Origin of the sequence: Kribbella caucasensis, assembly GCF_004361855.1 — a bacterium.
GTDB lineage: Bacteria > Actinomycetota > Actinomycetes > Propionibacteriales > Kribbellaceae > Kribbella > Kribbella caucasensis.
In genome coordinates, this window is the sequence record NZ_SNWQ01000001.1 from 733,852 (window position 1) to 756,865 (window position 23,014).

The 23,014-nt window shown below is 67.8% G+C and carries 22 protein-coding genes; 14 read left to right on the forward strand and 8 right to left on the reverse strand.

The window, feature by feature from the left end; all coding sequences use genetic code 11:
- Nucleotides 1-90 precede the first annotated feature (90 nt).
- Nucleotides 91-1,752: a M14 family metallopeptidase gene (locus tag EV643_RS03550; protein WP_133798452.1), complete on the forward strand. Its 1,662-nt coding sequence runs from the start codon at nt 91-93 to the stop codon at nt 1,750-1,752.
- Here EV643_RS03550 and EV643_RS03555 read toward each other — a convergent pair.
- The gene (locus EV643_RS03555) at nt 1,749-2,753 is read right to left on the reverse strand and encodes a LacI family DNA-binding transcriptional regulator (protein WP_133798453.1); all 1,005 of its coding nucleotides are present in this window, start codon (nt 2,751-2,753) and stop codon (nt 1,749-1,751) included. The genes EV643_RS03550 and EV643_RS03555 overlap by 4 nt on opposite strands.
- A gap of 119 nt (nt 2,754-2,872) precedes the next feature.
- Here EV643_RS03555 and arfA point away from each other — a divergent pair, with 119 nt between their 5' ends.
- The 8 genes from arfA (at nt 2,873) to EV643_RS03595 (ending at nt 11,552) form a co-directional block, all read left to right on the forward strand.
- Entirely contained in the window at nt 2,873-4,381 is a 1,509-nt protein-coding gene (arfA, locus tag EV643_RS03560) for an arabinosylfuranosidase ArfA (RefSeq protein WP_133798454.1), read from the forward strand.
- Nucleotides 4,378-5,706, forward strand: a complete 1,329-nt coding sequence (locus tag EV643_RS03565) for an ABC transporter substrate-binding protein (RefSeq protein ID WP_133798455.1) — start codon at nt 4,378-4,380, stop codon at nt 5,704-5,706. The genes arfA and EV643_RS03565 overlap by 4 nt, the downstream gene beginning before the upstream one ends.
- A 2-nt stretch (nt 5,707-5,708) precedes the next feature.
- Nucleotides 5,709-6,650, forward strand: coding sequence for a carbohydrate ABC transporter permease (locus EV643_RS03570; protein WP_133798456.1), 942 nt, complete (start codon nt 5,709-5,711; stop codon nt 6,648-6,650).
- Entirely contained in the window at nt 6,647-7,474 is an 828-nt protein-coding gene (locus EV643_RS03575) for a carbohydrate ABC transporter permease (protein WP_133798457.1), read from the forward strand. The genes EV643_RS03570 and EV643_RS03575 overlap by 4 nt, the downstream gene beginning before the upstream one ends.
- 27 nt (nt 7,475-7,501) lie before the next feature.
- A complete protein-coding gene (locus EV643_RS03580) occupies nt 7,502-9,718 on the forward strand; it encodes a family 43 glycosylhydrolase (protein WP_166665298.1) in 2,217 nt (738 codons plus the stop codon).
- Entirely contained in the window at nt 9,718-10,710 is a 993-nt protein-coding gene (locus EV643_RS03585) for a glycoside hydrolase family 43 protein (RefSeq protein WP_133798458.1), read from the forward strand. The genes EV643_RS03580 and EV643_RS03585 overlap by 1 nt, the downstream gene beginning before the upstream one ends.
- A gap of 69 nt (nt 10,711-10,779) precedes the next feature.
- On the forward strand, nt 10,780-11,184 hold the full coding sequence (locus tag EV643_RS03590; RefSeq protein ID WP_133798459.1) for a hypothetical protein: 405 nt from the start codon (nt 10,780-10,782) through the stop codon (nt 11,182-11,184).
- Complete coding sequence (locus EV643_RS03595; RefSeq protein ID WP_166665299.1) at nt 11,181-11,552, forward strand: helix-turn-helix domain-containing protein; 372 nt, start codon at nt 11,181-11,183, stop codon at nt 11,550-11,552. The genes EV643_RS03590 and EV643_RS03595 overlap by 4 nt, the downstream gene beginning before the upstream one ends.
- A gap of 9 nt (nt 11,553-11,561) precedes the next feature.
- On the opposite strand, the gene pdxR is transcribed toward EV643_RS03595, so the two are convergent.
- Entirely contained in the window at nt 11,562-12,926 is a 1,365-nt protein-coding gene (pdxR, locus tag EV643_RS03600; protein WP_133798460.1) for a MocR-like pyridoxine biosynthesis transcription factor PdxR, read from the reverse strand.
- A 67-nt stretch (nt 12,927-12,993) separates the two neighbouring features.
- Here pdxR and EV643_RS03605 point away from each other — a divergent pair, with 67 nt between their 5' ends.
- Nucleotides 12,994-13,683, forward strand: a complete 690-nt coding sequence (locus EV643_RS03605; protein ID WP_238165330.1) for a pyridoxamine 5'-phosphate oxidase family protein — start codon at nt 12,994-12,996, stop codon at nt 13,681-13,683.
- A gap of 9 nt (nt 13,684-13,692) precedes the next feature.
- Here EV643_RS03605 and EV643_RS03610 read toward each other — a convergent pair whose 3' ends face one another.
- The 3 genes from EV643_RS03610 to EV643_RS03620 form a co-directional block, all read right to left on the reverse strand.
- Nucleotides 13,693-14,484, reverse strand: coding sequence for an ABC transporter permease (locus EV643_RS03610; RefSeq protein WP_133798461.1), 792 nt, complete (start codon nt 14,482-14,484; stop codon nt 13,693-13,695).
- A gap of 8 nt (nt 14,485-14,492) precedes the next feature.
- Nucleotides 14,493-15,446, reverse strand: coding sequence for an ATP-binding cassette domain-containing protein (locus EV643_RS03615; protein ID WP_133798462.1), 954 nt, complete (start codon nt 15,444-15,446; stop codon nt 14,493-14,495).
- A 185-nt stretch (nt 15,447-15,631) separates the two neighbouring features.
- Complete coding sequence (locus EV643_RS03620) at nt 15,632-16,156, reverse strand: EXLDI protein (RefSeq protein WP_133798463.1); 525 nt, start codon at nt 16,154-16,156, stop codon at nt 15,632-15,634.
- A 96-nt stretch (nt 16,157-16,252) separates the two neighbouring features.
- Between EV643_RS03620 and EV643_RS03625 the strand changes: the two genes are divergently transcribed.
- Nucleotides 16,253-17,179: an alpha/beta hydrolase gene (locus tag EV643_RS03625; protein WP_133798464.1), complete on the forward strand. Its 927-nt coding sequence runs from the start codon at nt 16,253-16,255 to the stop codon at nt 17,177-17,179.
- Here EV643_RS03625 and EV643_RS03630 read toward each other — a convergent pair.
- Nucleotides 17,148-17,756: a hypothetical protein gene (locus EV643_RS03630; protein WP_133798465.1), complete on the reverse strand. Its 609-nt coding sequence runs from the start codon at nt 17,754-17,756 to the stop codon at nt 17,148-17,150. The two genes, EV643_RS03625 and EV643_RS03630, sit on opposite strands and share 32 nt — an antisense overlap.
- Nucleotides 17,757-18,058: 302 nt before the next feature.
- Here EV643_RS03630 and EV643_RS03635 point away from each other — a divergent pair, with 302 nt between their 5' ends.
- Entirely contained in the window at nt 18,059-19,084 is a 1,026-nt protein-coding gene (locus EV643_RS03635) for an ABC transporter substrate-binding protein (protein WP_133798466.1), read from the forward strand.
- Between the two features lie 47 nt (nt 19,085-19,131).
- Here EV643_RS03635 and EV643_RS03640 read toward each other — a convergent pair whose 3' ends face one another.
- Complete coding sequence (locus EV643_RS03640; protein ID WP_133798467.1) at nt 19,132-19,392, reverse strand: cell division protein CrgA; 261 nt, start codon at nt 19,390-19,392, stop codon at nt 19,132-19,134.
- Nucleotides 19,393-19,520: 128 nt separating this feature from the next.
- Between EV643_RS03640 and EV643_RS03645 the strand changes: the two genes are divergently transcribed.
- Nucleotides 19,521-20,291, forward strand: coding sequence for a DUF881 domain-containing protein (locus EV643_RS03645; RefSeq protein ID WP_133798468.1), 771 nt, complete (start codon nt 19,521-19,523; stop codon nt 20,289-20,291).
- A 23-nt stretch (nt 20,292-20,314) separates the two neighbouring features.
- Entirely contained in the window at nt 20,315-20,932 is a 618-nt protein-coding gene (locus tag EV643_RS03650; RefSeq protein WP_133798469.1) for an aminodeoxychorismate/anthranilate synthase component II, read from the forward strand.
- A gap of 64 nt (nt 20,933-20,996) precedes the next feature.
- Here the strand turns inward: EV643_RS03650 and pknB are convergent, their stop codons facing one another.
- Nucleotides 20,997-22,832, reverse strand: coding sequence for a Stk1 family PASTA domain-containing Ser/Thr kinase (pknB, locus tag EV643_RS03655; RefSeq protein WP_133798470.1), 1,836 nt, complete (start codon nt 22,830-22,832; stop codon nt 20,997-20,999).
- Nucleotides 22,833-23,014 lie beyond the last annotated feature (182 nt).

Genomic DNA, 23,014 nt, shown 5'->3' on the forward strand with positions numbered 1-23,014 from the left:
CCCAGCCCTCGGCGCATCGGCTTCCGCGCGATCGGTGTGACCTCTACGCTCCAGTTACCCATCGCAACAACTCAATTACTGGAGGTCACTGTGTCCCATCCCGCCCGATGGCACAAATTGATCCCGCTGGCGCTCGCGGCCGTTCTGGCCGTCGGTGCCGGCAGCCAGGTCCAGGCCGCCGCACCACCCGACCCCAAGGCCCAGGCCTACCAGAACGCGGAGTTGATCCAGCTGCTCCGGATCAACACCCCGACTGCCGCTGACAAGAAGCGGCTGCAGACCCTCGACCTCGACCAGGCCGAGTCGTCCGGCAAGAACTTCGTCGATGTCATTGCCTATGGCAATCAGGATCGCCGGTTCCTGAAACTGGCCGGCTTCAGTTGGTCGGTGCTGGAGGACGACCTGGTCGGCGCGGACCGCGACCGCGAGGCCGACGATGCCGCCTACGCGAAGGCGGTCGCCACCAAGGCCATCAAGGCCACGTTGCCGAGCGGCCGGACGGCGTACCGGCAGTTGGCCGACTACACGAACAATATGGCCGCCCTGGCGTTGCAGTACCCGACGAAGGTCAAGCAGTTCACGCTGAAGAACAGCTCGCTGGAGGGTCGCGCGATCAGTGGCATCGAGGTGAGCCGCGACGTCAACACCAGCAGCGGCAAACCGGTCTTCCTGATGCTCGGCCTGCATCACGCGCGGGAGTGGCCGTCCGGTGAGCTGACCATGGAGTTCGCCTACGACCTGCTGAAGAACGACGGCGTCGATTCCCGGATCACGAACATCCTGGACAAGGCCCGGGTGATCTTCGTGCCGGTGGTGAACCCGGACGGCTTCAACCTGAGCCGCACCCTCGGCTACGAGATGAAGCGGAAGAACTGCCGGATCACCAACGGACAGCTCCCGTCCGCCGGCCAGTGCGCGCAGTCCGCGAACCAGTCCCGCGGTGTCGACCTGAACCGCAACTACTCCGGCTTCTGGGGTGGCCCCGGCGCCTCGACCAGCCTGACCTCGGAGACGTACCGCGGTCCGAGCGCCTTCAGCGAACCCGAGTCGCGCAACATCCAGGCCCTCGTCTCGGCCCACCAGGTCACCACGCTGATCACCAACCACACCTACTCGAACCTCGTCCTGCGCGAGCCCGGCTACGCGAGCGCCGGCAACACCCCGGACGAGGCGATCTACAAGGCACTCGGCGACCAGATGGCCGCGCAGAACGGATACGAGAGCCAGTTCGGCTACGAGCTCTACGACACCACCGGCACCACCGAGGACTGGTCGTACTACGCGACCGGTGGGCTCGGGTTCACCTTCGAGCACGGGTCGAGCTTCCACCCCGCGTTCTCGAATGTGCCGAACTACTACTTCGGCTCCGGCAGTACGGCGGGCAAGGGCAACCGCGAGGCGTTCCTGATCGCGGCCGAGAACACCATCAACCCGGCCCGGCACTCGGTCATCACCGGATCCGGACCAGCCGGTGCCGTCCTGCGACTGAAGAAGTCGTTCAACACCAAGACGTGGAACGGGACCAACATCCCGGACGTGCTCGACACCACGATGGTGGTCCCGTCCGGCGGCACGTACAGCTGGCATGCGAACCCGTCCACCCGGCCGATCGTCGTACAGCAAGGCGGGACGGAATCGTGGACGCTGACCTGTGAACGTCCATCGGGTGAGGTGCTCGAAACGCGTCAGGTCACGGTCGCCCGCGGCGCGAGCGTAACCGCCGACCTGACCACCTGCGCGGCGAACTTCTAACCGCTGGTCGACTCGCGGATCTGCAATGTGTAGGGGACGGTGAGGTCGCGTCGGGCGGCTTCACCGGACCCCGCGATCCGCTCCAGCAGCAGGCCGACCGCGTTCTCGGCCAGCCACTCCTTGTCCGGCGAGATCGTCGTCAAGGACGGCGAGTGGAACCGGCCGTCCTCGATGTCGTCGAAGCCGACCACCGCGACGTCGGCCGGCACCTTCAGGCCCGCCTCGGCCAGCGTCCGCAATGCACCAAGGGCGAGCAGGTCGTTGAAGCAGAAGACCGCGTCGGGTGGTTCCGGCAACGCCAACAGCTCACGCATCGAGGCGGCGCCGTCCTCGCGGTGATACCCGGTGCCGGCCAGCTCCAGCGCTGGATCGTGGGCCAGCCCGGCCGCCTTCAGAGCTTTGCGATACCCCTTGCGCCGAACGACTCCGGTCCCGGCGCCACCACCGACACCGATCGCCGCGATCCGCCGGCGGCCGATCGAGATCAGGTGCATGGTCGCGTCGAAGGACGCCTGCACCGAGTCCACCGCGACGTGGTCCAGGGTGCCGCCGGCATGCCGTTCGCCCAGCAGGACCAGGGGTTTCGCGGTGTCGGCCAGGTCGATCTTGGCCGGTGCCGTGGTGATCGGCGAGAAGATGATCCCGTCGATCAACTGGCCGCGCATCCCGTCCAGGACCAGTTGCTCGCCGCCGGCCTCGCCCTCGGTCTGGTCGATCAGCACGGTGATCCCGCGCTTCTTCGCCGCCCGGGAGATCGCCGCGCCCAGCTCCGCGAAGTACGGCGAAGCCATCTCCGGGATGGCCAGCGCGATGAAGTCGGACCGGCCCTTGCGCAGTGACCGGGCGCTCACGTTCGGCTTGTAATTCAGCGCCGTGATCGCCGCCTCGACCTTGGCCCGGGTCCGCGAGGTGATGTGCGGATAGTCGTTGATGACGTTCGAGACGGTCTTCACCGAGACGCCGGCCCGTGCCGCCACGTCGCTCAGCCTGGTCGTCGCCATCCCCGCTCCTCCCGTCCAGCCGTCCAGTCTGCCGAGTGTGCCACGTCAGCTCTTTACAGGTGAGGTCAATCGTTGTAGAAATCCAGGTCAAACGTTGTAAATCGATTGGAGGGCACCAGGTGGCACGTCTCGCGGTCGATCCCGCGTTCGCCGTCGGGGCGCTGGACCGGCGGTTGTTCGGCTCGTTCGTCGAGCACATGGGCCGCTGTGTCTACACCGGCATCTACGAGCCGGACCATCCGGCCGCCGACGCGGACGGATTCCGTACCGACGTACTGGAACTGGTCCGCGAGCTAGGTGTCACCGCGGTCCGCTATCCGGGCGGCAACTTCGTCTCGAACTACGACTGGGAGGACGGTGTCGGGCCGAAGGATGACCGGCCGCGCAAGCTCGATCTGGCCTGGCGAGCGGTCGAGCCGAACCAGTTCGGCACCGACGAGTTCGTCGCCTGGTCGAAGCAGGCCGGGGTCGAGCCGATCTGGGCCGTCAACCTGGGCACCCGCGGGATCAAGGAAGCGGTCGAGCTGCTCTCCTACTGCAACCTGCCACCCGGGACCGAGCTGCCCGATCGCCGGGTCGCGAACGGCGCCAAGGAACCGCACGACATCCGCGTCTGGTGCCTCGGCAACGAAATGGACGGGCCCTGGCAGATCGGCCACAAGACCGCCGACGAGTACGCCCGGCTTGCTGAGGAGACCGCGAACGCGATGCGCCGCGTCGACCCCGGCCTGGAACTGGTCGTCTGCGGCTCAAGCAACGCGCACATGCCGACCTTCGGCGAGTGGGAACGCACGGTCCTGGAGCGCACCTACGACCTGGTCGACCACCTCAGCCTGCACGCGTACTTCGAGCTCAAGGGCGACGACCGGGCCAGCTTCCTCGGATCGGCCGAGGAGATGGACCGCTTCATCGCGTCGGTGGTCGCAACCGCCGACCACGTGAAGGCGCTGAAGCGCAGCGACAAGGAGATCACCTTGTCGTTCGACGAGTGGAACGTCTGGTACCAGCAGCACTTCCCCGGCGAGCTCGGCCTCGACGTACGCGAGGTGAGCCCGCTGATCGAGGACACCTACACCGTGGACGACGCGGTCGTGGTCGGCAGCCTGCTGATCACTCTGCTCCGGCACGCCGACCGGGTGAAGATCGCCTGCCTGGCCCAGTTGGTCAACGTGATCAGCCCGATCCGTACCGAACCCGGCGGCCGCGCCTGGCGGCAGACGATCTTCCACCCGTTCGCGTTGACCGCGAAGTACGCCGGCTCGACCGTACTGCGGACCGAGATCAGCGGGCCCGATGTGGAGACCCCGGCGTACGGGCGGATCCCCGCGTTGTGGAGCACCGCGACGTACGAGGAGAGCACCGGCGAGGTGGCGCTCTTCGTGGTGAATCGGAGCGAGACCGACGAGATCGAGCTGGAGGTCCCGCTGCGCGCGCTGGGACCACTGGAACTGACCGAGCACCTCGGTCTGTACGACGACGACCGGGCCGCGGCGAACACCGCCGACGAGCCCGACCGGGTCGTCCCCCGGCCGGTCGGCGGGACCGGCATCGACAACGGCATCTGCCGCGCCACGTTGCCTCCGGCGTCGTGGCACATGATCAGGCTCTCCCCTGGAGGTACACGGTGAACACCATCAACCGGCGACTCGTACTGGGCGGGATCGGCGCGCTCGGCGCGGCCGGCATCCTGGCTGGTTGCGGCGAAGGCTCGGCCGGCAAGCCCGGCGCGGGCCCGGCCACCGGCAACGGCGGCGCGAAGGGTTACGACGGACCGAACGTCGAACTCGACTTCTGGAACGGCTTCACCGGCGGCGACGGCCCGTTCATGCGCAAGCTGGTCGACCAGTTCAACACCGAGCACGCGAACATCAAGGTCAAGATGACTGTGATGCAGTGGGCCGACTACTACACCAAGCTGCCCACCGCGGTCAGCAGCGGGCGTGGTCCGGCGGTCGCGATCATGCACGTCGACTCGCTTGCCACCAACGCCGCGCGGAACGTGATCGAGCCGCTCGACGACGTGGCCAAGGCGCTCGAGCTCAAGCAGGAGGACTTCTCCGACGTCGTCTGGAAGGCCGGCGAGTACAACGGCAAGCGGTATGGCATCCCACTGGACGTCCACCCGCTCGGCTTCTTCTACAACAAGACGCTGATGAGCCAGGCGGGCCTGGACCCGGCCAAGCCGCCGACGAACGCCGACGAGTACGCCGCGGCGCTGGACGCGCTGAAGGGCAAGGGCATCCAGGGCCACTGGGCCACGCCCTTCCCGTTCACGGGTGTGCTCAGCGTGCAGGCGCTGCTTTGGCAGTTCGGTGGCAACCTCTTCAACGACGACTCGTCGAAGGCGACCTGGCACGAGGAGCCGGGGGTGAAGGGACTGAGTTGGTTCGTCGACCTGGTGAAGAACGGACACAGCCCGAAGAACGTCGCCCAGGACGCGGACAACATCGCGGTGATGAACGGCAAGAACGCCTTCGTCTGGAACGGCATCTGGAACATCAACACGTTCAAGGAGAAGAAGGGTCTGGAGTGGGGCGTGGCTCCGCTGCCGAACATCGGCGGGACCAAGGCCGCCTGGGCCGGTTCGCACCAGTTCGTCCTGCCGAAGCTGAAGACCCCGGACCAGAACAAGTCGACCGCAGCCCGCGTGTTCGTCAACTACATCAGCCAGAAGTCGCTCGAGTGGGCCAAGGGCGGTCAGGTCCCGGCCCGCAAGCAGGTCCGCGAATCGGCCGAGTTCCAGGCGCTGCCGGAGCAGGCCGCGCTGGCCACCCAGATCGACGACCTGCACTTCCCGCCGCCGGTGCCGGGGATCGGTGACGCGCTGAACGAGCTGAACGAGGCAGTCAACGAAGCCGTGTTGCTGAAGACCGAGCCGGCCAAGGCACTCGCGGACGCGTCGGCACGGGCGGACAAGATCCTCGAGGCCAACCGCAAGAAGTACGGCGCGTAGCCATGGCGGTCCAGGCCAGCGCGGGCGTGATCCGGAAGCGTCGCGCCCGCGCTTCCACCGCGGTCCGCGGGTACGGCGCTGCGACCCCGTACCTGTTCCTCGCGCCGTACCTGCTGCTGTTCCTGGTGTTTGTGATCGGCCCGGCGATCTTCGGAATCTGGATGAGCCTGCACGACTGGGACTTCCAGCTACCGGGCAAACCCTGGGTCGGGCTGCAGAACTACAAGGACCTGTTCGACCCGCTGTCCGCGACGGCCGAGCCGTTCTGGCACGGTATGCGGGCGACCGGGATCTTCACGATCGCGTCGGTGCCGTTCCTGGTGGCGGTGCCGCTCGGGCTGGCCGTGTTGCTGAACCGGGAGTTCCCCGGCCGGACCTTCTTCCGGGCCGTGTACTTCGCGCCGTTCGTGCTTGGTGTCGCGGTGATCGGCCTGATGTTCCGCTACATCCTCGACACCAACTTCGGCATCCTGAACGCCTTCCTCGAGCTGTTCGGTCTGCCCGAGATCGGCTGGACCAACGATCAGCCGTGGGCCTGGGTGTCCCTGGTCGGGGTGACCGTGTGGTGGACGGCCGGCTTCAACGCGATCATCTACCTCGCCGGGCTGCAGGACATCCCGGCCGAGCAGTACGAGGCGGCCGAGCTCGACGGCGCGGGCAGCTGGCAGAAGTTCCGCAACGTCACCCTGCCCGGGCTGCGGCCGGTCTCGGTCTTCATCGTCATCATCACGCTGCTGGCCAGCGCGAACATGTTCGGTCAGGCGCTGCTGGTCACACAGGGCGCACCGGGGGACACGACCACGACGGCGTTGATGGTGATCACCGACACCGGCTTCAGCCAGTTCCGGATGGGTCAGGCCGCGGCGATGAGCTACCTGCTGGCGCTCTGCCTGGCGATCGTCGCACTGATCACGTTCGCCCTGATGAGGGAGCGTAAGTCATGAGGCGCCGACCGTCTGCCGCGTTCTGGGTGATGGTGGTGCTCCTCACCCTGCTGGTGATCGTCCCGTTGCTGTGGATGCTGATCACGTCCTTCAAGACTGTCGGTGAGTCACAGTCCGACCCGCCGACGCTGATCCCGCAGGACCCGACCGGCCGCGCCTACGGCGAGATCCTCACCACCGGTGGCCAGAACCCGGTCCTGCGCTGGGCGCTGAACAGCTTCGCCGCGGCCGGGCTGCACGCGCTGCTGGTGGTCGTGGTGTCGTCGATGGCCGGCTACGCCCTGGCCCGGATGAGTTTCCGGTTCAAGAACGCCATCTTCAGCGTGATCCTGCTGACCCTGTTCGTTCCGGGTTTCGTGTTCCTGATGCCGAACTACCTGCTGATGGACCAGCTCAGCTGGCTGGACACGTTGTGGGCGCTGGTCGTCCCCGGCGCGGCCGGAGCGTTCGGTGTCTTCTTCATGCGGCAGTTCTTCCTGGCCATCCCGAAGGAGCTCGAGGAGGTCGCGCTGATCGACGGCGCGAGCGCCTGGACGATCTTCACCAGGATCATCCTGCCGAACGCCAAACCGGCGCTGGCCACTCTGACGGTGCTGTCTTTCCTGTCGAACTGGAACGACTTCGTCTGGCCGCTCTTCGTGTTGTTCAGCCCGGAGCGGCTCACGCTCCCGGCCGGTCTCTCCCTGCTGCAGGGTGCCTACACCACGGACTACCCGGTGATCATGGCGGGTGCGACCGTGGCCGCCGTGCCAGTGCTCATCCTCTACGTCTTCGTCCAGCGCTATGTGATCGAAGGTGTCGCCAACAGCGGCATCAAAGGCTGATCAATCCCCTGCCGAGAGGAACCGCCAGTGCCTCGAAGATTCCTTGCCGCCGCGCTCGCCGTGGCCGCAATAACCGCCGGTACTACGGCCGCCGTCGCGGCCCCCGCGCCGATCACCACCCAGAACGACATCTCCTCGAGCTTCGCCGACACGTTCGCCGATCCGTCCGTCATCCAGGGCCGGGACGGCTACTGGTACGCGTACGCGACGTCAGACCCACTTGTTGCGGGAGGCCCGTTCGGCCTCATGCACATCGCCAGGACCAAGGACTTCGGTTCCTGGGAGTACCTGGGCACCGTCTTCAACGACAGCACCAAACCGTCGTGGGCCGCGCCCGGCTCCTTCTTCTGGGCCCCTGACATCCGGTACCTCGGCGGCCGGTACGTCATGTACTTCACCGTCACCGACACGGCCGCGAACCCCGGCGGCGATCCCGCGATCGGCGTGGCCACCGCGCCGGCACCGGCCGGTCCGTGGACCGCAACCGACGCGCCCGTCGTCACCCCCAAACCGGACGGCAACGGCGGCTACTTCGGCACGATCGACCCGGCGATGCTGACCGCCGCCGACGGCAAGCGCTACCTGTACTACGGCGGTTTCTACGGCGGCATCTCGGTCACCGAGCTGTCCGCCGACGGGCTGCACGCCGTCGGCTCCCCCACCCAGGTGACCATCGGCGACCGGTACGAGGGCGCGTACGCCGTCTACCGCGACGGCTGGTACTACCTGATGGGCTCGTCGATGAACTGCTGCGCCGGCCCGACGGCCGGGTACTCCGTCTTCGCGGGCCGCTCGAAGTCGCCGAAGGGCCCGTTCCTCGACGCCGACGGCGCTTCGCTGAACGAATCCCGCGTCGGCGGTACCACGGTGATCACGCAGAACGGCAACAAGTGGATCGGCCCGGGCCACCACGCGTTCCTCACCGACGCGGCCGGCCAGGACCACATCGTCTACCACGCGATCGACCGAGGGACGCCCTGGCTGACCGACCCGTTCGGCATCAACCGGCGGCCGATGCTGATCGACCGGATCGACTGGATCGACGGCTGGCCACGGACCCGGGCGGGACTCGGTCCGTCTGATACGCCGCAGCCCGCTCCGGCGACGGGTTCAGGTGCAGGCATCGACTCGACCGATCCGGCCGGTGGGTTGTCGGGTGCGACCAGGCAAGCTGGTGACTCGCTTGGTGGCCCGACTGCGGTTGTCCGAGGTGTTGCCTCAACTCGGCAGTCCGCGCCGGGTGGTTCGGTCCGGGTGGATGCTGATGTGCGTTTGGGAAGCTCCTTCACCACGGTCCTCGGCGGGTCGGTGGTCGCGACAGTTTCCGGCAGCCGCGTGACCGTGTCCGCCGACGGCCGTACCGCATCGGCCTCGCTCCCTGCCGACTTCGACCGCTCCCAGTGGAACAAGCTCAGCGTGCAGGTCGTCGGGAACACGGTGACCGCGCGGCTGAGTGACGCCGGGCTCGGTGACCTCTACGCGGAGGCCCGACTCGTCGTACCAGGGCTCAAGCTGAAGGCGGCACCAGTTCGCTGGCTGGGAACGGCCGAGTTGGACAACCTGACCGTACGAGCCGTTGCCGATCCGGTACGCCGGGCGGCTGCGGTACCGCAGCCGGGCAAGGTGCTGGCAGGCGATGAATTCGATGCCGGGCTCGGGTCCGGTTGGTCCTGGGTGCGGCCGGATGCGAAGGCTGTTGTTGCCGATGGCAAGTTGTCATGGCCGTTGCAGAACACCGACCTGGTCGGCTCCGGGAACAACGCCGGTCTGCTGTTCCACCAGGTACCGGCCGGCGAGCGCTGGATCGCCGAGACGAAACTGCACCTCGAACTCGGCGAGGGCGACATCCGGAACTACCAGCAGGCCGGGATGATCGCGTACCGCAACGACGACGACTTCGCCCGGCTGGGGAACGTCGCGATCTGGCGCACCCGGCAGACGGAGTACGGTCGTGAACTGGTCGCGCGGCCGTCCGACGGTGCGACCAGTTACGGCGGCGCCGCGATCGGACGGTCGGCTCCGGACCTGTGGATGCGGCTCGCGTACCAGCGGAACGCGGCGGGCGAGCACGTCTACCGTGCAGGGACGAGTGTCGACGGCAAGAAGTGGACGTGGGGTGCGTCGTGGGTGCTGCCTGCCGGAGAAGCGCCCCGAGTCGGGATCTACGCGCACGGTGACTTCACGGGGGCGAGCCCGGCGCCGGTCGCGACCTTCGACTACCTGCGGTTCTATGAAAGCAAGTGATGCTGCGTCGGCTGGGGTTGCTGCTGCTGTTCCTGGTTTCGGCCGGGTGCGGCGGTGGCGACCCCGCTGGTGTTCCGGAAGAGGAGACCATGGGCTTCACCAATCCCGTGTACGACAACAACTTCGCCGATCCGCACGTGATCGCGGTCGGCGACGGGTACTACGCGTTCGCGACGAACGGCCCGCTCGGCAACGTCCAGACCCTGAAGTCCGCGGATCTGATCTCATGGGAACAGGTCGGCGACGCGTTGCCGACCTTGCCCGCCTGGACCTCGCCGGGAAAGGTGTGGGCACCCGAGGTCGCAGTACAGGCGCCTGATCGGTACGTCATGTACTACACGACCTCGGACGACGAGTCGGGGCGGCAGTGCGTCGGCGTCGCCGTGGCCTCGAAACCAGAAGGTCCCTATGTCGACAAATCGAGCAAACCCCTGATCTGTCAGGCGGATGAGGGCGGTTCGATCGACGCCAGCCCGTTCCAGGACTCGACCGGCCAACGCTGGCTCTACTGGAAGAACGACGGCAACGCGATCGGCGTCGACACCTGGATCTACGCTTCCCGGCTGTCCCCGGACGGCCTCACCCTGACCGGCGAGCCCACCCGCCTGATCAAGCAAACCCTGCCGTGGGAGGGCAACCTGGTCGAGGCGCCCTACCTGATCGAACGCGCCGGCAAGTTCCACCTCTTCTACTCCGCCAACGCCTACGACAAGGACACCTACGCCGTCGGCCACGCCCTCTGCACCACCCCCGCCGGCCCCTGCACCAAATCCGGCGACCCGATCCTGGTGAGCTCGAACGACGCCGCCGGCCCCGGCCACAACATGGTCCTCCACAAGGACAACACCGATTGGTTCATCTACCACGCCTGGGACCCCGCCCTAGTAGGCATCGACCCACCCGGCCGAACCATGTGGCTCTCCCAACTAACCTGGTCCGCCGACACCCCCAACGTCCAACCACCCCTTCGCAACAACCCGGCCAACCCGTGATCGTTGTCGAAGCAGCAAACCTGTGGATATGATTTAGGAGTCATATGATCTGAGTGACATAGTTCGCTGGTGCAGATCGACTGGCCGGCAGATTTCGACCGATGGCTCGATGCCCTGGAGGATCGAGCGGAGAAGGGAGACTCGCAGGCGAAACAGGTGCTGATCCTGGTCACGGCCGCCCTCAAACACCTTCAGGATCTCAGTGAAGCGCCGAGCCGTGACACGGAGACCGCGACACTTCGATGGGTTCGGCAATCCGGGCGGCATCCGCTCTGGCGGGTATCGCATCCATATCGGGCGGGTGTGGCGGTGCGACTCATCTGCTGGTTCCCGCCAGACTCCGACACGGTCGTCGTCGCGCTCTTCGCGGGTGACAAGGCGCGGATCGGAGACGTGTTCTACAACTCCGTGGCCGGGCGAGCCGACGGACTGATCGATCAGTGGAAGCGGGAAGCGATGAGGAGGCAGCCATGAGCGTGGACGACAGTGGTCCGACCTTTGTCCGTGGCAACGACCGTCTCAACCGGCTGCTGGCCAAGCCGGAGATCGCGGCCGGGGTAGCCGAGGTCGAGGCCGAGGCGCGTGAGATGGACCGGATCTACGCCGAGAACCTGGCGATGATCCGCCGCGCCGGCGATCTCACACAGGTAGAGGTCGCTGAGCGGCTCGGCGTCGGTCAAGCGGTGGTCTCCCGCCTCGAACACCGCAGTGACATGTTGCTTTCGACGTTGGCGTCCTACCTGCACGCCACGGGCGCGCAGCAGCCGCGGATCGTGGTGCTGCTCAACGGCATGGAGGTCGAGCTCGACCTCGACCAGTTCCGGGAACCGAAGCCTGCCTAGTCCCCCGGCCTAGGTCCTCAGGACCCGGGTGAGGATTTTTAGGGCTTTGTGGAAGTCGGGGGTGGTGGGGGTTGCGTAGCCGATGACCAGGCCTGGTGGGCCGGGGATGCTGCGGCGGTAGTCGGAGAGGGGGGCGATGGCGACGCCGGCGGCGCGGGCTTGGGCGGCGACGGCTCGGTCGTCGACGTGGTCGGGGAGCAGGAGGGTGATGTGGAGGCCGGCGTCCTGGCCGATGATCTGGCCGTAGGGCGATAGGACGGTGCAGGTGTGGTTGCGGCGGTCGGCGTACAGGCGGCGGGAGCGGCGGACGACCTGGTCGAGGTAGCCGTCGCGGAGCATGGCTAGGAGAGCGGCCTGCATCGGCCAGGCGGGCCAGTCGGCCGAGGCCTCCCGGAGTGCGGTCAGCCGGTCGATGACGGGGGCCGCCGCGACCAGCCAGCCGAGGCGGAGGGCGGGGCTGAGCATCTTCGAGAGGGTGCCGAGGTGGACCACCCGGTCGAGGTCGAGCTGGGCCAGCGCGGGCAGCGGCGCCACGTCGTACCGGAACTCGCTGTCGTAGTCGTCCTCGATCAGGGTGGCCCCGGTCCGGCGCGCCCAGCGGACGAGTTCGTTGCGTCGGGCAACAGGGAGCCGGCCGCCGAGCGGGTACTGGTGGGACGGCGTGACGTAGACCGCCGACAGGTCGTCGCCGAGCGTGGACACCCGGAGGCCGTCGGCGTCGACCGGGACGTCGACGACCTCGAGCCCGTGGTCCTGGGCGGCGGTCACGGCGTTGAGGTAGCCCGGGTCCTCGATCGCGATCCGTTCGCCAGGGCGGGAGTTCGCGGTCAGCAAGAGGCGCAGACCGTGGACGGTGCCGTTGGTGATCAGCAGGTTCTCCGGGCCGCACGCGATACCGCGGACGCGGCCGATGTGCTCGGCCAGCGCGGACCGGAGTTCCGCGAGCCCGGCCGGATCCTCGTAACCGCGCGGTGGGGCCTGCGCCGATACCTCACGCCACGCTCGCCGCCAACCCGGATCCACTTGCGGGTGGATATAGGGAATGCCGGGCCGGAGGGTCAACAACGCGGGCCTGGTGTCCTCGGCCGGTCGTGCTCGTTGGCGTGGGGCGGGAGGCAGCGGTACGACGTCCGCCACGTAGGTGCCCGATCCCGTCCGTCCCGCGATCCAGCCCTCGGCGTGCAGTTGGTCGTACGCCGCCTGTGCGACCGAACGCGAAACCGCCAGCTCCTTGGCGAGCTCGCGGGTCGACGGCAACCGGTGTCCTGCCTGCAGCCGCCCGTCGCGGACCGCCGCACGGAACTGCTCGGCCAGCTGCAGATGCAGGGGCACCCGAGCGGACCGGTCGAGGGTCAGCGGTAACGACGTCTGCAAGTGGACTACCTGATTCGATCGGGAATGGACCGTGCCAGCATGCCATTACGCTGCCAGGCTCGACATCGTGACCATCACCACGACCACCCCCCTGCAGCCGACCGACCGGACCACGCTGCGCCGCTCCAAGGAACGCGCCGCGACCGACCGCGAGGTCCTGTACGACGTACTGCGGGCCGGCATGTTCTGCCACCTCGGTGTGATCCTCAACGGCGACCCGGTGGTCCTGCCCACGGCGTACGGGCTGGATCTCGACCAGGGGCCGGACGGGGTCATCTACCTGCACGGCTCGGTCGCGGCGCGAAGTGTGGTGGCGGCGCCGGAGCAGACCATCTGCGTGACGGTGACGCACACGGACGGGCTGGTCCTGGCCCGATCCGCGTTCCACCACTCGGTGAACTACAGGTCGGCCGTGATCTTCGGCGTACCGCGGCTGGTGGCCGACCCGGACGAGAAGCTGCACGGGCTGAACCGGATCGTCGACCACCTGGTACCCGGCCGGTCCACCGCGACCCGGCCGCCGAGCCGGAAGGAGCTGGCCAAGACGTCGGTACTGGCGTTGCCGCTCACGGAGGCCTCGGTCAAGACCCGGGACGGGGCGGCCAACGACGAAGAGCAGGATCTCGGCCTGCCCTACTGGGCCGGCGTGATCCCGCTCCGCGTCGTGGCCGGCGAACCGGTCACCAATCCTGATTCAGATTTACTGGTCCCGGCCCATGTCCGGACCAGGGCGAACCTGCTGGGCGCTCCCAGCTGACCTGGAACTTCAGGCCGCCGTGCCCTTGTTGTAGCTCTTCTGGGCCCAGAAGTAGCCGACCAGCGCGATGGCGACGCACCAGGCGAGGGCGAGCCAGCCAGTGCCGCCGTCCATCGGCGCTCCCAGCAGCAGGTGTCGCAGGGTGTCGATGATCGCGGTGAACGGCTGGTACTCGGCGAACCAGCGGATGCCACTCGGCATCGACTCCAGCGGGATGAACGTGTTGCTCAGGAAGGGCAGCAGCAGGCTGATCGGCAGGACGATGTTGCTCGCCCCCTCCGCGGTCTTGCTGGTCAGGCCGAGCGCGATCGCGAACCAGGTCAGCGCGACGGTCACCGCGACCATCAACCCGGCCGCCAGAACCCACTCCCCGAAAGTCGCGTTCGGGCGGAACCCGATCAGGACGGCGAACCCGATCACCAGCGCCAGGCTGGCGATTGTCAGGATCACGTTGCCCAGCACGTGCCCGGTCAGCACAGCCGGCCGGAAGATCGCCATCGTCCGGAACCTGGCGACGATGCCCTCGCTCATGTCCATGGCGGCGCCGACCGCGGGGGACATCGTGCCGGACGCGATGGACATCAGCAGGATGCCCGGGGTGAGGAAGTCGATGTAGTCGAAGCCCTCCCCGCCACCGAGACCGGCCGAGAAGGTGTCGCCGAAGATCAGGCCGAACAGCAGCATCATGATCACCGGCATCCCGAGGGCGCCGAGCGACAGCCCGGGATAGCGCAGGGCGTGCCGCAGGTTGCGGCGCAGCATGGTGGCGGTGTCGGCCATCGGGTAGGCGGTGTTAGCCATTGGGGTGCTCATTTGCTCGTCACTTTCTCGTTGTCGTTGGCGGTCGGCTGACCCGTGACGGCGAAGAACACGTCATCGAGGTCGGGGGTGTAGATGGTCAGCTCGTCCACCTCGAGGGAGGCATCGTCGATCCGGGCCAGCAGGGCGCGCAGGGTGTGCACGCTGCCGTCGCTCGGCACCAGGAGGACCAGCGACTCCTCGTCCCTGGACGCGGACGGCAACACCTGGCTGGCCAGCGCGAACTCTTCTGGTGCGGTGAACCGAAGCCGGATGTGCCCACCTGGAGCCAGCCGCTTCAGCTGCTCCGGGGTGCCCTGGGCAACCAACTTGCCGTGGTCCAGTACGGCGATCTGGTCGGCGAGCTGGTCCGCCTCCTCCAGGTACTGCGTGGTCAGCAGGACCGTGACGCCACCGGCGACCAGTTCCCGAATCAGCTGCCACATGCTGTGCCGGCTGCGCGGGTCGAGACCGGTGGTGGGCTCGTCCAGGAAGATGATCTGCGGGTTGCCGACCAGCGTCATCGCCAGATCGAGCCGGCGCTTCATCCCGCCGGAGTACGTCATCGCCACGTTCTTGCCGGCCTCGACCAGGTCGAACCGCTCGAGCAGCTCGTCCGCCCGGCGCCGGCCCTCGGCGCGACCAAGGTGGTACAGGTCGGCCATCATGATCAGGTTCTCCCGGCCGGTGAGCAGGCCGTCGACCGCGGAGAACTGGCCGGTGACGCCGATCGCGGCGCGGACCGCCTCCGGGTCCTGGTGCAGGTCGTGGCCGGCCACCCGGATCTCGCCGGCGTCGGCGGTGATCAGGGTGGACAGGATCTGCACGACTGTGGTCTTGCCCGCGCCGTTCGGGCCGAGCAGGGAAAAGATGGTGCCTTTGGCAACGGTCAGGTCGATGCCGTCGAGCACGAGTTTGTCGCCGTAGGACTTCCGCAGTCCCCGGACCTCGATCGCTGCTGACATGGTTCCTCGCTTGTTTTCGGGCAGGCTCGCGCCGGCCGTGGTGTGGGTGGTCGTGTTCCGGGCAGGCTTCCGCCGGCCTGGGGTGTGTGGGTGCCGGGAGGAGAGCGTGCTCGACCAGCCGGGCGGCGCGGTTGCCGTCAGCCGCCGGTCGGGATGGTGCTGTTCAGTTGCTGGTGGTCAGTCGGTCAGATGTCCAGGTCCTCCACCGCGGGCCCGCTCGCGGCGTCCTCGACCAGGGCGTAGAGGTCCTCGGGGATCTGATCCCGTAGTTCCTCGATGGTGTCGACCACGGTCAGCGTCGACTCGCCTTGCGCCATGCTCCAGGACTGGTCCGAGCTCCAGTTGCCGATCCAGCTGCGCCAGCCGGTGAGGTACTCCTCGTCGCTGGCGCCCTGGATGTACTGGTTGCGGCGGTCCGCGTGCAGGACGAACTTCCCGGTGCGGCTGCGGTAGATCTTGAAGGCCTCGTACCCGTTCTTGCTGGATCGGCCGCCCTCGGCGAGCAGTACGCCGGAGAACCGCTGCTTGCGGCCGGTCCCCCGGCCCACCCGCACGGTGATCTCGTCGTACCCCTCGAGCCGGCCTTCTTCCATCTCGACCCAGCGCCGGAGCGCGATCGAGATCGCGGACGACAGGTTGCCCGCGATCTCCTGGGCCCGCTTGTAGAGGGCCAGGTCGTCATCGGACACGTAGATCGTCTTGTTCGGCATGTTCTCTCTCCTCCTACGTAGAACTATACGTATGGGGTACGTACATGTCTACATATATGGCCGACGAGTTGCTCCGGAGCCTGAAATGATCGGCTCGTGGATACCGCCGAGGCCAGCTACGACCGGCTGATCGACGACGCCGCCGCGCTCTACGAGCAGGGTCAGTCGGCGACGGCGCTCCAGTTGATGGACTCCGTCGAGACCGAGCTGGGTGCCGAACTCGAGCCCTGGTCGGCCGAGCTCGCCCATCTCCGCGCCTGCCTGCTCGGCACGCTGGGCCGGACCGACGACGCTCTTCAGGTGCTCGTCACCGCGAGCGATGCGGGCGGCTGGTGGCACGAACAGATCCTGACCGAGGACGACGATCTAGCCGCCCTGCAGGACCTGCCGGCGTTCCGGGAGATCGTCCGGACGTCGCGTGAGCGCCGCAAGTCCGATCCGGTCGCACCGCTGATCGAGCTGCCCGCGGCCGGGCGTCCCGTAGTACGGGTTGTGGTGGCGTTGCATGGAGCGGGGCTGCGGGCTGGGCATGCGGCTCGGGAGTGGGCCGGGGTGCTCGAGGACGGTGCCGCGCTGGTGTGTGTCGAGTCGTCGCAGCTGATGTCACCGATGTACCGGACCTGGCCGGATCGGGCGAAGGCGGCCGAGGACATCGCGGCCGCGCTGGAGTACCTGCCGGCGGAGCTGCGCGGCCTGCCGATGATCGCGGCCGGCTTCTCGGCTGGTGGCCGGGCCGCGCTCGACTGGGCGCTGACGGGTCAGCCGGTTCCCGTGGCGGGCGTGGTCGTCCTTGGGCCTGCGCTCAGGGAACTGCCGGAGACTGCGCACTCGGCACTGTCTCCGGCAGTGGTTCTGATCGGAACGGATGACGAACTGGTCGAGGTCGTGGACGAAGCGACCGGGCAGCTCGAAGCGTTCGGGCTGACGATCGTGAAGCTGCCCGGCCTCGGGCACGAGTTCCCGGCGGACTTCGGCCCGCTGCGCGACGCGATCAGCGGGGCGAGTACAGCCAAGGGTGCTTGAGGTCGAAGAACGTGGGCGGGCCGGCCGACAGCTTGTTCATCTCCTCCATCTGGGCCTGTAGCTCCGGTGGCGGCTCCTTCTTCTCGCCGATCCGGGCTTCTTCCTCGGAGGTGAAGTACATCGCCATCGTGTAGTCGCCGTCGTCGTACGACGCGACCTCGCTGCCGATGACGTCCGGCCGGAACTCGGCCCACTTGTCCGCGTCCTGCTTCATCAGCTCGCGGGCGCGGTCCGGATCGGTGCCGTGGCCCTGCATCACCTGGACGAAGCCGGCCGTGTCCGGATCGCCCTGGAGGTCGAGGTCCACGTCCTCGGTGTCGTGGAAGGTGGCCTCATTGGTGAACAGCCCCGAGACTTCGCGCCACCACTGGTCCTGAGCCTGTCGGTCGCTGTTCTGCCGCGCGGCCTCGGCGGACTCGAACCGGGCAAGTGCGACGAATTCCCCGTCGTCCGTGACGCCTGCCGTCGTCCCCAGCCAGCCGGTCGCGTTCGGTGCGAGCTCCTCCGCCCACCGGTCGAACGCGGCATGGATCTGCTCGGCGTCTTGCGCATGTGCCTGAATGACCTGAACGAACATCGAGAGACCCTCCCAAGTCTTCGTTGCCCAATGCCCCTGATCTTTCGACCGTACGCCCGTGCACGGGGCCCGTCGATGCCGGAAGCCGTCTTCCCCAGCTGTGGACAAACCGGTGATCAAACCTCAACAATCCACAGATTTCGGCGATCTTGACCCGAATCGTGTGGAAAAGCCTGGGACAACCTGAGGACAACCCCCGCCAAAGCTGTGCACAGCTGGGGATACGGGTGTGGATAACCTCGGCGTACTCAAGGGGCTTAAGGTAAGGCTTACCTAATTTCTCGCCCCGCTCAGGAGTTGCCGTGTCCGTCCTGTCTGCCCGCCCGTCGCGGCGGAGTCTGTTGCTCGGTGCCGCGTCCACCGGAGTGCTCGCCGTCCTCTCCGCCTGTTCCGACGCCGCGGACCAGGCCGCCTCCGGCTCGGCCGCCTCGAGCGGGCCGTGGGAGTTCACCGACGACCGTGGCCTGAAGGTGACCCGGCCGGCCCCGCCCGCGAAGGTGGTCGCCCAGGTGTCGGCCGCGGCCGCGCTGTGGGATCTCGGGGTCCGCCCGGTCGGCATCTTCGGCGAGACCAAGAACGCGGACGGTACGCCGAACCAACTGGCCGGCTCGGTCGACCTGGCCACGGTCACCTCGGTGGCGGAGAAGTGGGGCGAGTTCGGGGTGGAGAAGTTCGCCGCCCTGCAACCGGATCTGCTGGTCGCGCCGATCCAGGTGCCGAACGAGCTCTGGTACGTGCCGAAGGAGTCGGTCACGGCGATCGAGGCGGTCGCGCCGACGCTCGGGGTGACCTACCTGAACCGGTCCGTCGACAAGGTGATCGACCGGTATGCCGAGCTCGCCCAGGCGCTCGGGGCCGACCTGCAGGCTCAGTCGGTGGTCGCTGCCAAGACGGAGTTCACCGCGGCATCGAAGGCGCTGACCGAACTGGCCGCGACGAAGAAGGGGCTGAAGGTGCTGTTCGTGTCCGGCGGACCGGACGGCCTGTACTTCGGCAACCCGGCCGCTTTCTCGGACCTGACCCTGCTGAAGAACCTCGGGCTGGGCCTGCTCACGCCCAAGGCGGACCCGAAGGAGCCGCAATGGGAGCCGGTCTCGTGGGAGCTGGCCGACCGCTACCCGGCCGACGTGATCCTCTACGACTCGCGGTCGACCCAGGTTTTCTCCAAAGACCTGGCGAAGTACCCGACGTTCGCCCGGCTGCCGGCCGTGAAGGCCGGTCAGCTGCTGGCCTGGAACCCGGAGACGCCGACCAGCTGGGCGGCGTTCGGGGTCGCGCTACGGAAGCTGGCCACGGACCTCGGCCCGGTGCGCCCGATCACCGGCTGACGTCCGCGAGACCAGCGTGCGGGGCCGCGGCAGTCAGCGGCCCGGGCTCAGATCCACTGGGTGGAGACGACGAAGCCGACGGCGATCAGGCCCATGCCGATCAGCAGGTTCCAGTTGCCCAGGTCGTTCATGAACGGGATGTCCTGACCGGCCACGTAGAAGACGACCAGCCAGACCAGCCCGAGCAACCAGCAGCCGAGCATCAGCGGCGCCACCCACGGGCGGCTGGTGGTGCGGGGCTTCTTCGGAGTCTTCTGCGGCTTCTCCGCGGTCGACTTCTTCTTGTTACGACTGCTCGACTCGGGCACGGCTTGGCTCCTTGTAGCGGACACTAAGGTGAGTGGTGCCGCCTCGGTTCGCGAGGCTGCGCCAGCCACACGGACGGGTCTGGCCTCGGTTAGCGTAGTGCAGACGGAAACCATTGGAGTTGACACGGGTGAGCAGGCTGAGGCGTTTGTCGCTCTGGCGCGCGGGTGCGCCGGTGGCGCTGCTGTGCGCCGGCCTGCTCTTCGCGACCAGCGCCACCAACGCCCGGGGCACCGATCTCCGTCCTAGTCGCAACACTACGCTCGCGGGCCTGGTCGAAGAACAGAGCCGCCGCAGCGCCGCGCTGACCCGGCAACACGCAGCGCTGAGCGGAGACATCGAGAAGCTGCAGGCCCAGCAGGGCTCGATGGAGCCGAAGTTGGCCAAGCAGCTGAAGGACCTGTCCGTCGCGGTCGGTACGACGCCGGTCACCGGTCCGGGCCTGACCGTGACGCTCAAGGACGCCCCGCCCGAGGTGGTCCGGGACAACCCGGACGTGGACGCCGACTGGCTGGTGATCCACCAGCAGGACATCCAGGCCGTGGTGAACGCGCTCTGGGAAGGCGGCGCGGACGCCATCTCGATCCAGAACCACCGGGTCATCTCCACCACCGGGATCAAGTGCGTCGGGAACTCGGTGGTCCTGCATGGCGTGCCCTATCTGCCGCCGTACAAGATCACCGCGATCGGGGACCGGCGCAAGCTCCAGCAGGCGCTCGACGACTCGCAGTACATCGAGAACCTGCAGGACTACGTGGTGAAGTTCCAGCTCGGCTACGAGGTGAAGAACGAGACCGCGATCGCCATGCCGGCGTACGAGGGCACCCTGGATCTACAGAGCGCCACCGTCCCTGGCTTCGAGCGGACCCCGTCGGTCAGCCCGTCCACCAGCGGCCGTTAGCGCCGTTTGCAAGAATGGGCCGCATGCCGCGGATCCTGGTCGTCGACAACTACGACTCCTTCGTCTACAACCTGGTGCAGTACCTGCAGCAGTTGCGGGCCGACACCACAGTGCTGCGCAACGACGAGGTCACGCCCGACGACGTCACGGAGTACGACGGGGTGCTGTTGTCGCCCGGGCCGGGGACGCCTGAGGAGGCCGGGGCGTGCGTGGAGATCGTCCGGCGCAAGGGTGGCGAGGTGCCGATCTTCGGTGTCTGCCTGGGTCTACAGGCGATCGGCGTCGCGTACGGCGGGGTGGTCGGCCGGGCGGACGAGTTGCTGCACGGCAAGACGAGCCAGGTCTTCCATGAGGGTGCCGGTGTGCTCGCCGGACTGCCGTCGCCGTTCACCGCGACCCGGTACCACTCGCTCGCGATCGCTCAGGACTCCGTGCCGGCTGAGCTGCAAGTGACCGCCCGGACCGAGGCCGGCGTGATCATGGCCGCGCGGCACCGGGATCTCCCGGTCGAGGGCGTCCAGTTCCACCCCGAGTCGGTACTCACCGAGGGCGGTCACCGGATGCTCGCGAACTGGCTCGCCGTCTGCGGTGACCCGGACGCGGTCGCCCGCTCGGAAGGCATGGCCCCGGTCGTCAGCTGACCTGAAACGACAAGACCGCGGAACCCGTCGACGGGTTCCGCGGTCTTTGCTGTCAGAAGGCGAGTTACTCTCCGCCGCCACCCGGGAAGCCGATCGTCGGCGGGGTCTCGGTGGGCGTCTCGGTGGGTGTCTCGGTCGGCGTCACCGTCGGGGTCGGCGTTTCCGGCCGGACCGCGATGGTCAGGATCACCTTGGTGCCCTTGGCCACCTTGGAGTTCGGCGCGACGCTCTGCTTCACCACGGTGCCCTCGACCGCGGTCGCGTCCTCCTGCTGCTCGTAGCCGACGGTCAGCCCGAGCCCCTTCAGGGTGCTGGTCGCGTCGTCCTGGATCTGCTTGGTCACGTCCGGCACGGTCACCTTCACCGACCCGCTGGACAGGGTCAGGGTGAACACCGTGCCGGCGGCGTACTGGCTGCCCGGGTCCGGGCTGACCTTCAGCACGGTGCCCTGCGGCTCCTCGCTGTCGGTCACCTCGGACTTCTCGGCGACCTTGAACTTCCCGGCCGCGCCCGTGAGCTTGTCCCGCGCCTCCGACTCGCTGTCGCCGATGACATCCGGGACCGGGAAGGTGCTCGGCCCACCGGACACCACCACCGTGACCGTGGTGTCCTTGTCCACCATCGTCTCGGCCGTCGGGTTCTGGGTGACGACCAGCCCCTTCGCGATGCTGCTTGCCTGCACGGTGTGGCTGATCTTCAGACCCTGCGCGGTCAGCAGTTGAGTGGCCACCGGCAGCGTCTTGCCGGTCACGGCCGGAACGGCGACCTGGGCCGGCGGGTTGCTACCGCCACCGTTGCCGTTGCCGAGGTTGGTGATCAGCGCGTAGGCGCCGATCGCGACGGCGACGATCCCCACGCCGAGCAGGAAGTAGGCCAGCCCGCGGTTGCGCCGGGCCCGGGCGTCCTCGACGTCGTCCATCCCGTCGTCGGGCGGGAGCAGGTCGTTCGGCGGCTGCTGTCCGTACGCCTGGGTGGCTGCCATCGGGGCGGCCGCGGTCGGCGCCATCGCGCGGGTCTCGCCGACCACTGCCATCGGCGCGGTCACCTGCTGCCCGGACAGCACCCGGTGGATGTCCTGCCGCATCTCGGAAGCGCTCTGGTATCGCTCCTCGCGGCTCTTCGCCAGCGCCTTCAGGACGACCGCGTCGACCTCGGGCGGGATGTCCGGGTCGAACGAGGAAGGCGGCGCCGGCTGCTCCCGGACGTGCTGATAGGCCACCGAGACCGGCGACTCGCCGACGAACGGCGGCCGGCCGACGAGCAGTTCGTACAGCAGGCAGCCGGTCGAGTACAGGTCGGACCGGGCGTCGACGGTCTCACCGCGGGCCTGCTCCGGCGACAGGTACTGCGCGGTGCCGATCACGGCCGCGGTCTGGGTCATCGTGGAGGAGGTGTCCGCGACCGCCCGGGCGATCCCGAAGTCCATCACCTTGACCTGGCCCTGTGGGGTCAGCATCACGTTGCCGGGCTTGATGTCGCGGTGGACGATGCCGGCCCGGTGGCTGTAGTCGAGCGCCTCGAGCACGCCGGAGGTGATCTCCAGCGCCCGCTCCGGCATGATCTTTCGGCCCTCGCGGATCAGGTCACGCAGCGTCTTGCCGGTCACCAGCTCCATCACGATGTACGGAATGGTGATGCCGGAGCCGTTCGGGTCGGGTTCCTCACCGGTGTCGTAGACGGACACGATGGTCGGGTGGTTCAGCGACGCCGCCGACTGGGCTTCGCGCCGGAACCGCGCCTGGAAGGTTGCGTCGCTGGCCAGGTCGACGCGGAGTCGCTTGATCGCGACCGCTCGCCCGAGCCGGTTGTCGACACCCCTGCGGACGTCGGCCATCCCTCCTCGGCCCAGCGGTTCGCCCTCTTCGTAGCGCCCGCCGACGAGACGTGCCTGCGATGTCATTGCTCTGCCTTCCCAGCTGCAAGGATTCCTGGCCGAAACACACTCAATTTGCCCACCGTAGCCGTAGCCACACCTGGACCCCCGCTGTGCTGATTTCTTGCCCCGCCCCACCGCCCCGGTCTGGGCTGATTTCTTGCCCCGCGCCACCGCCCCGGTCTGGTGAGACGCGCTGTCAGCGCATC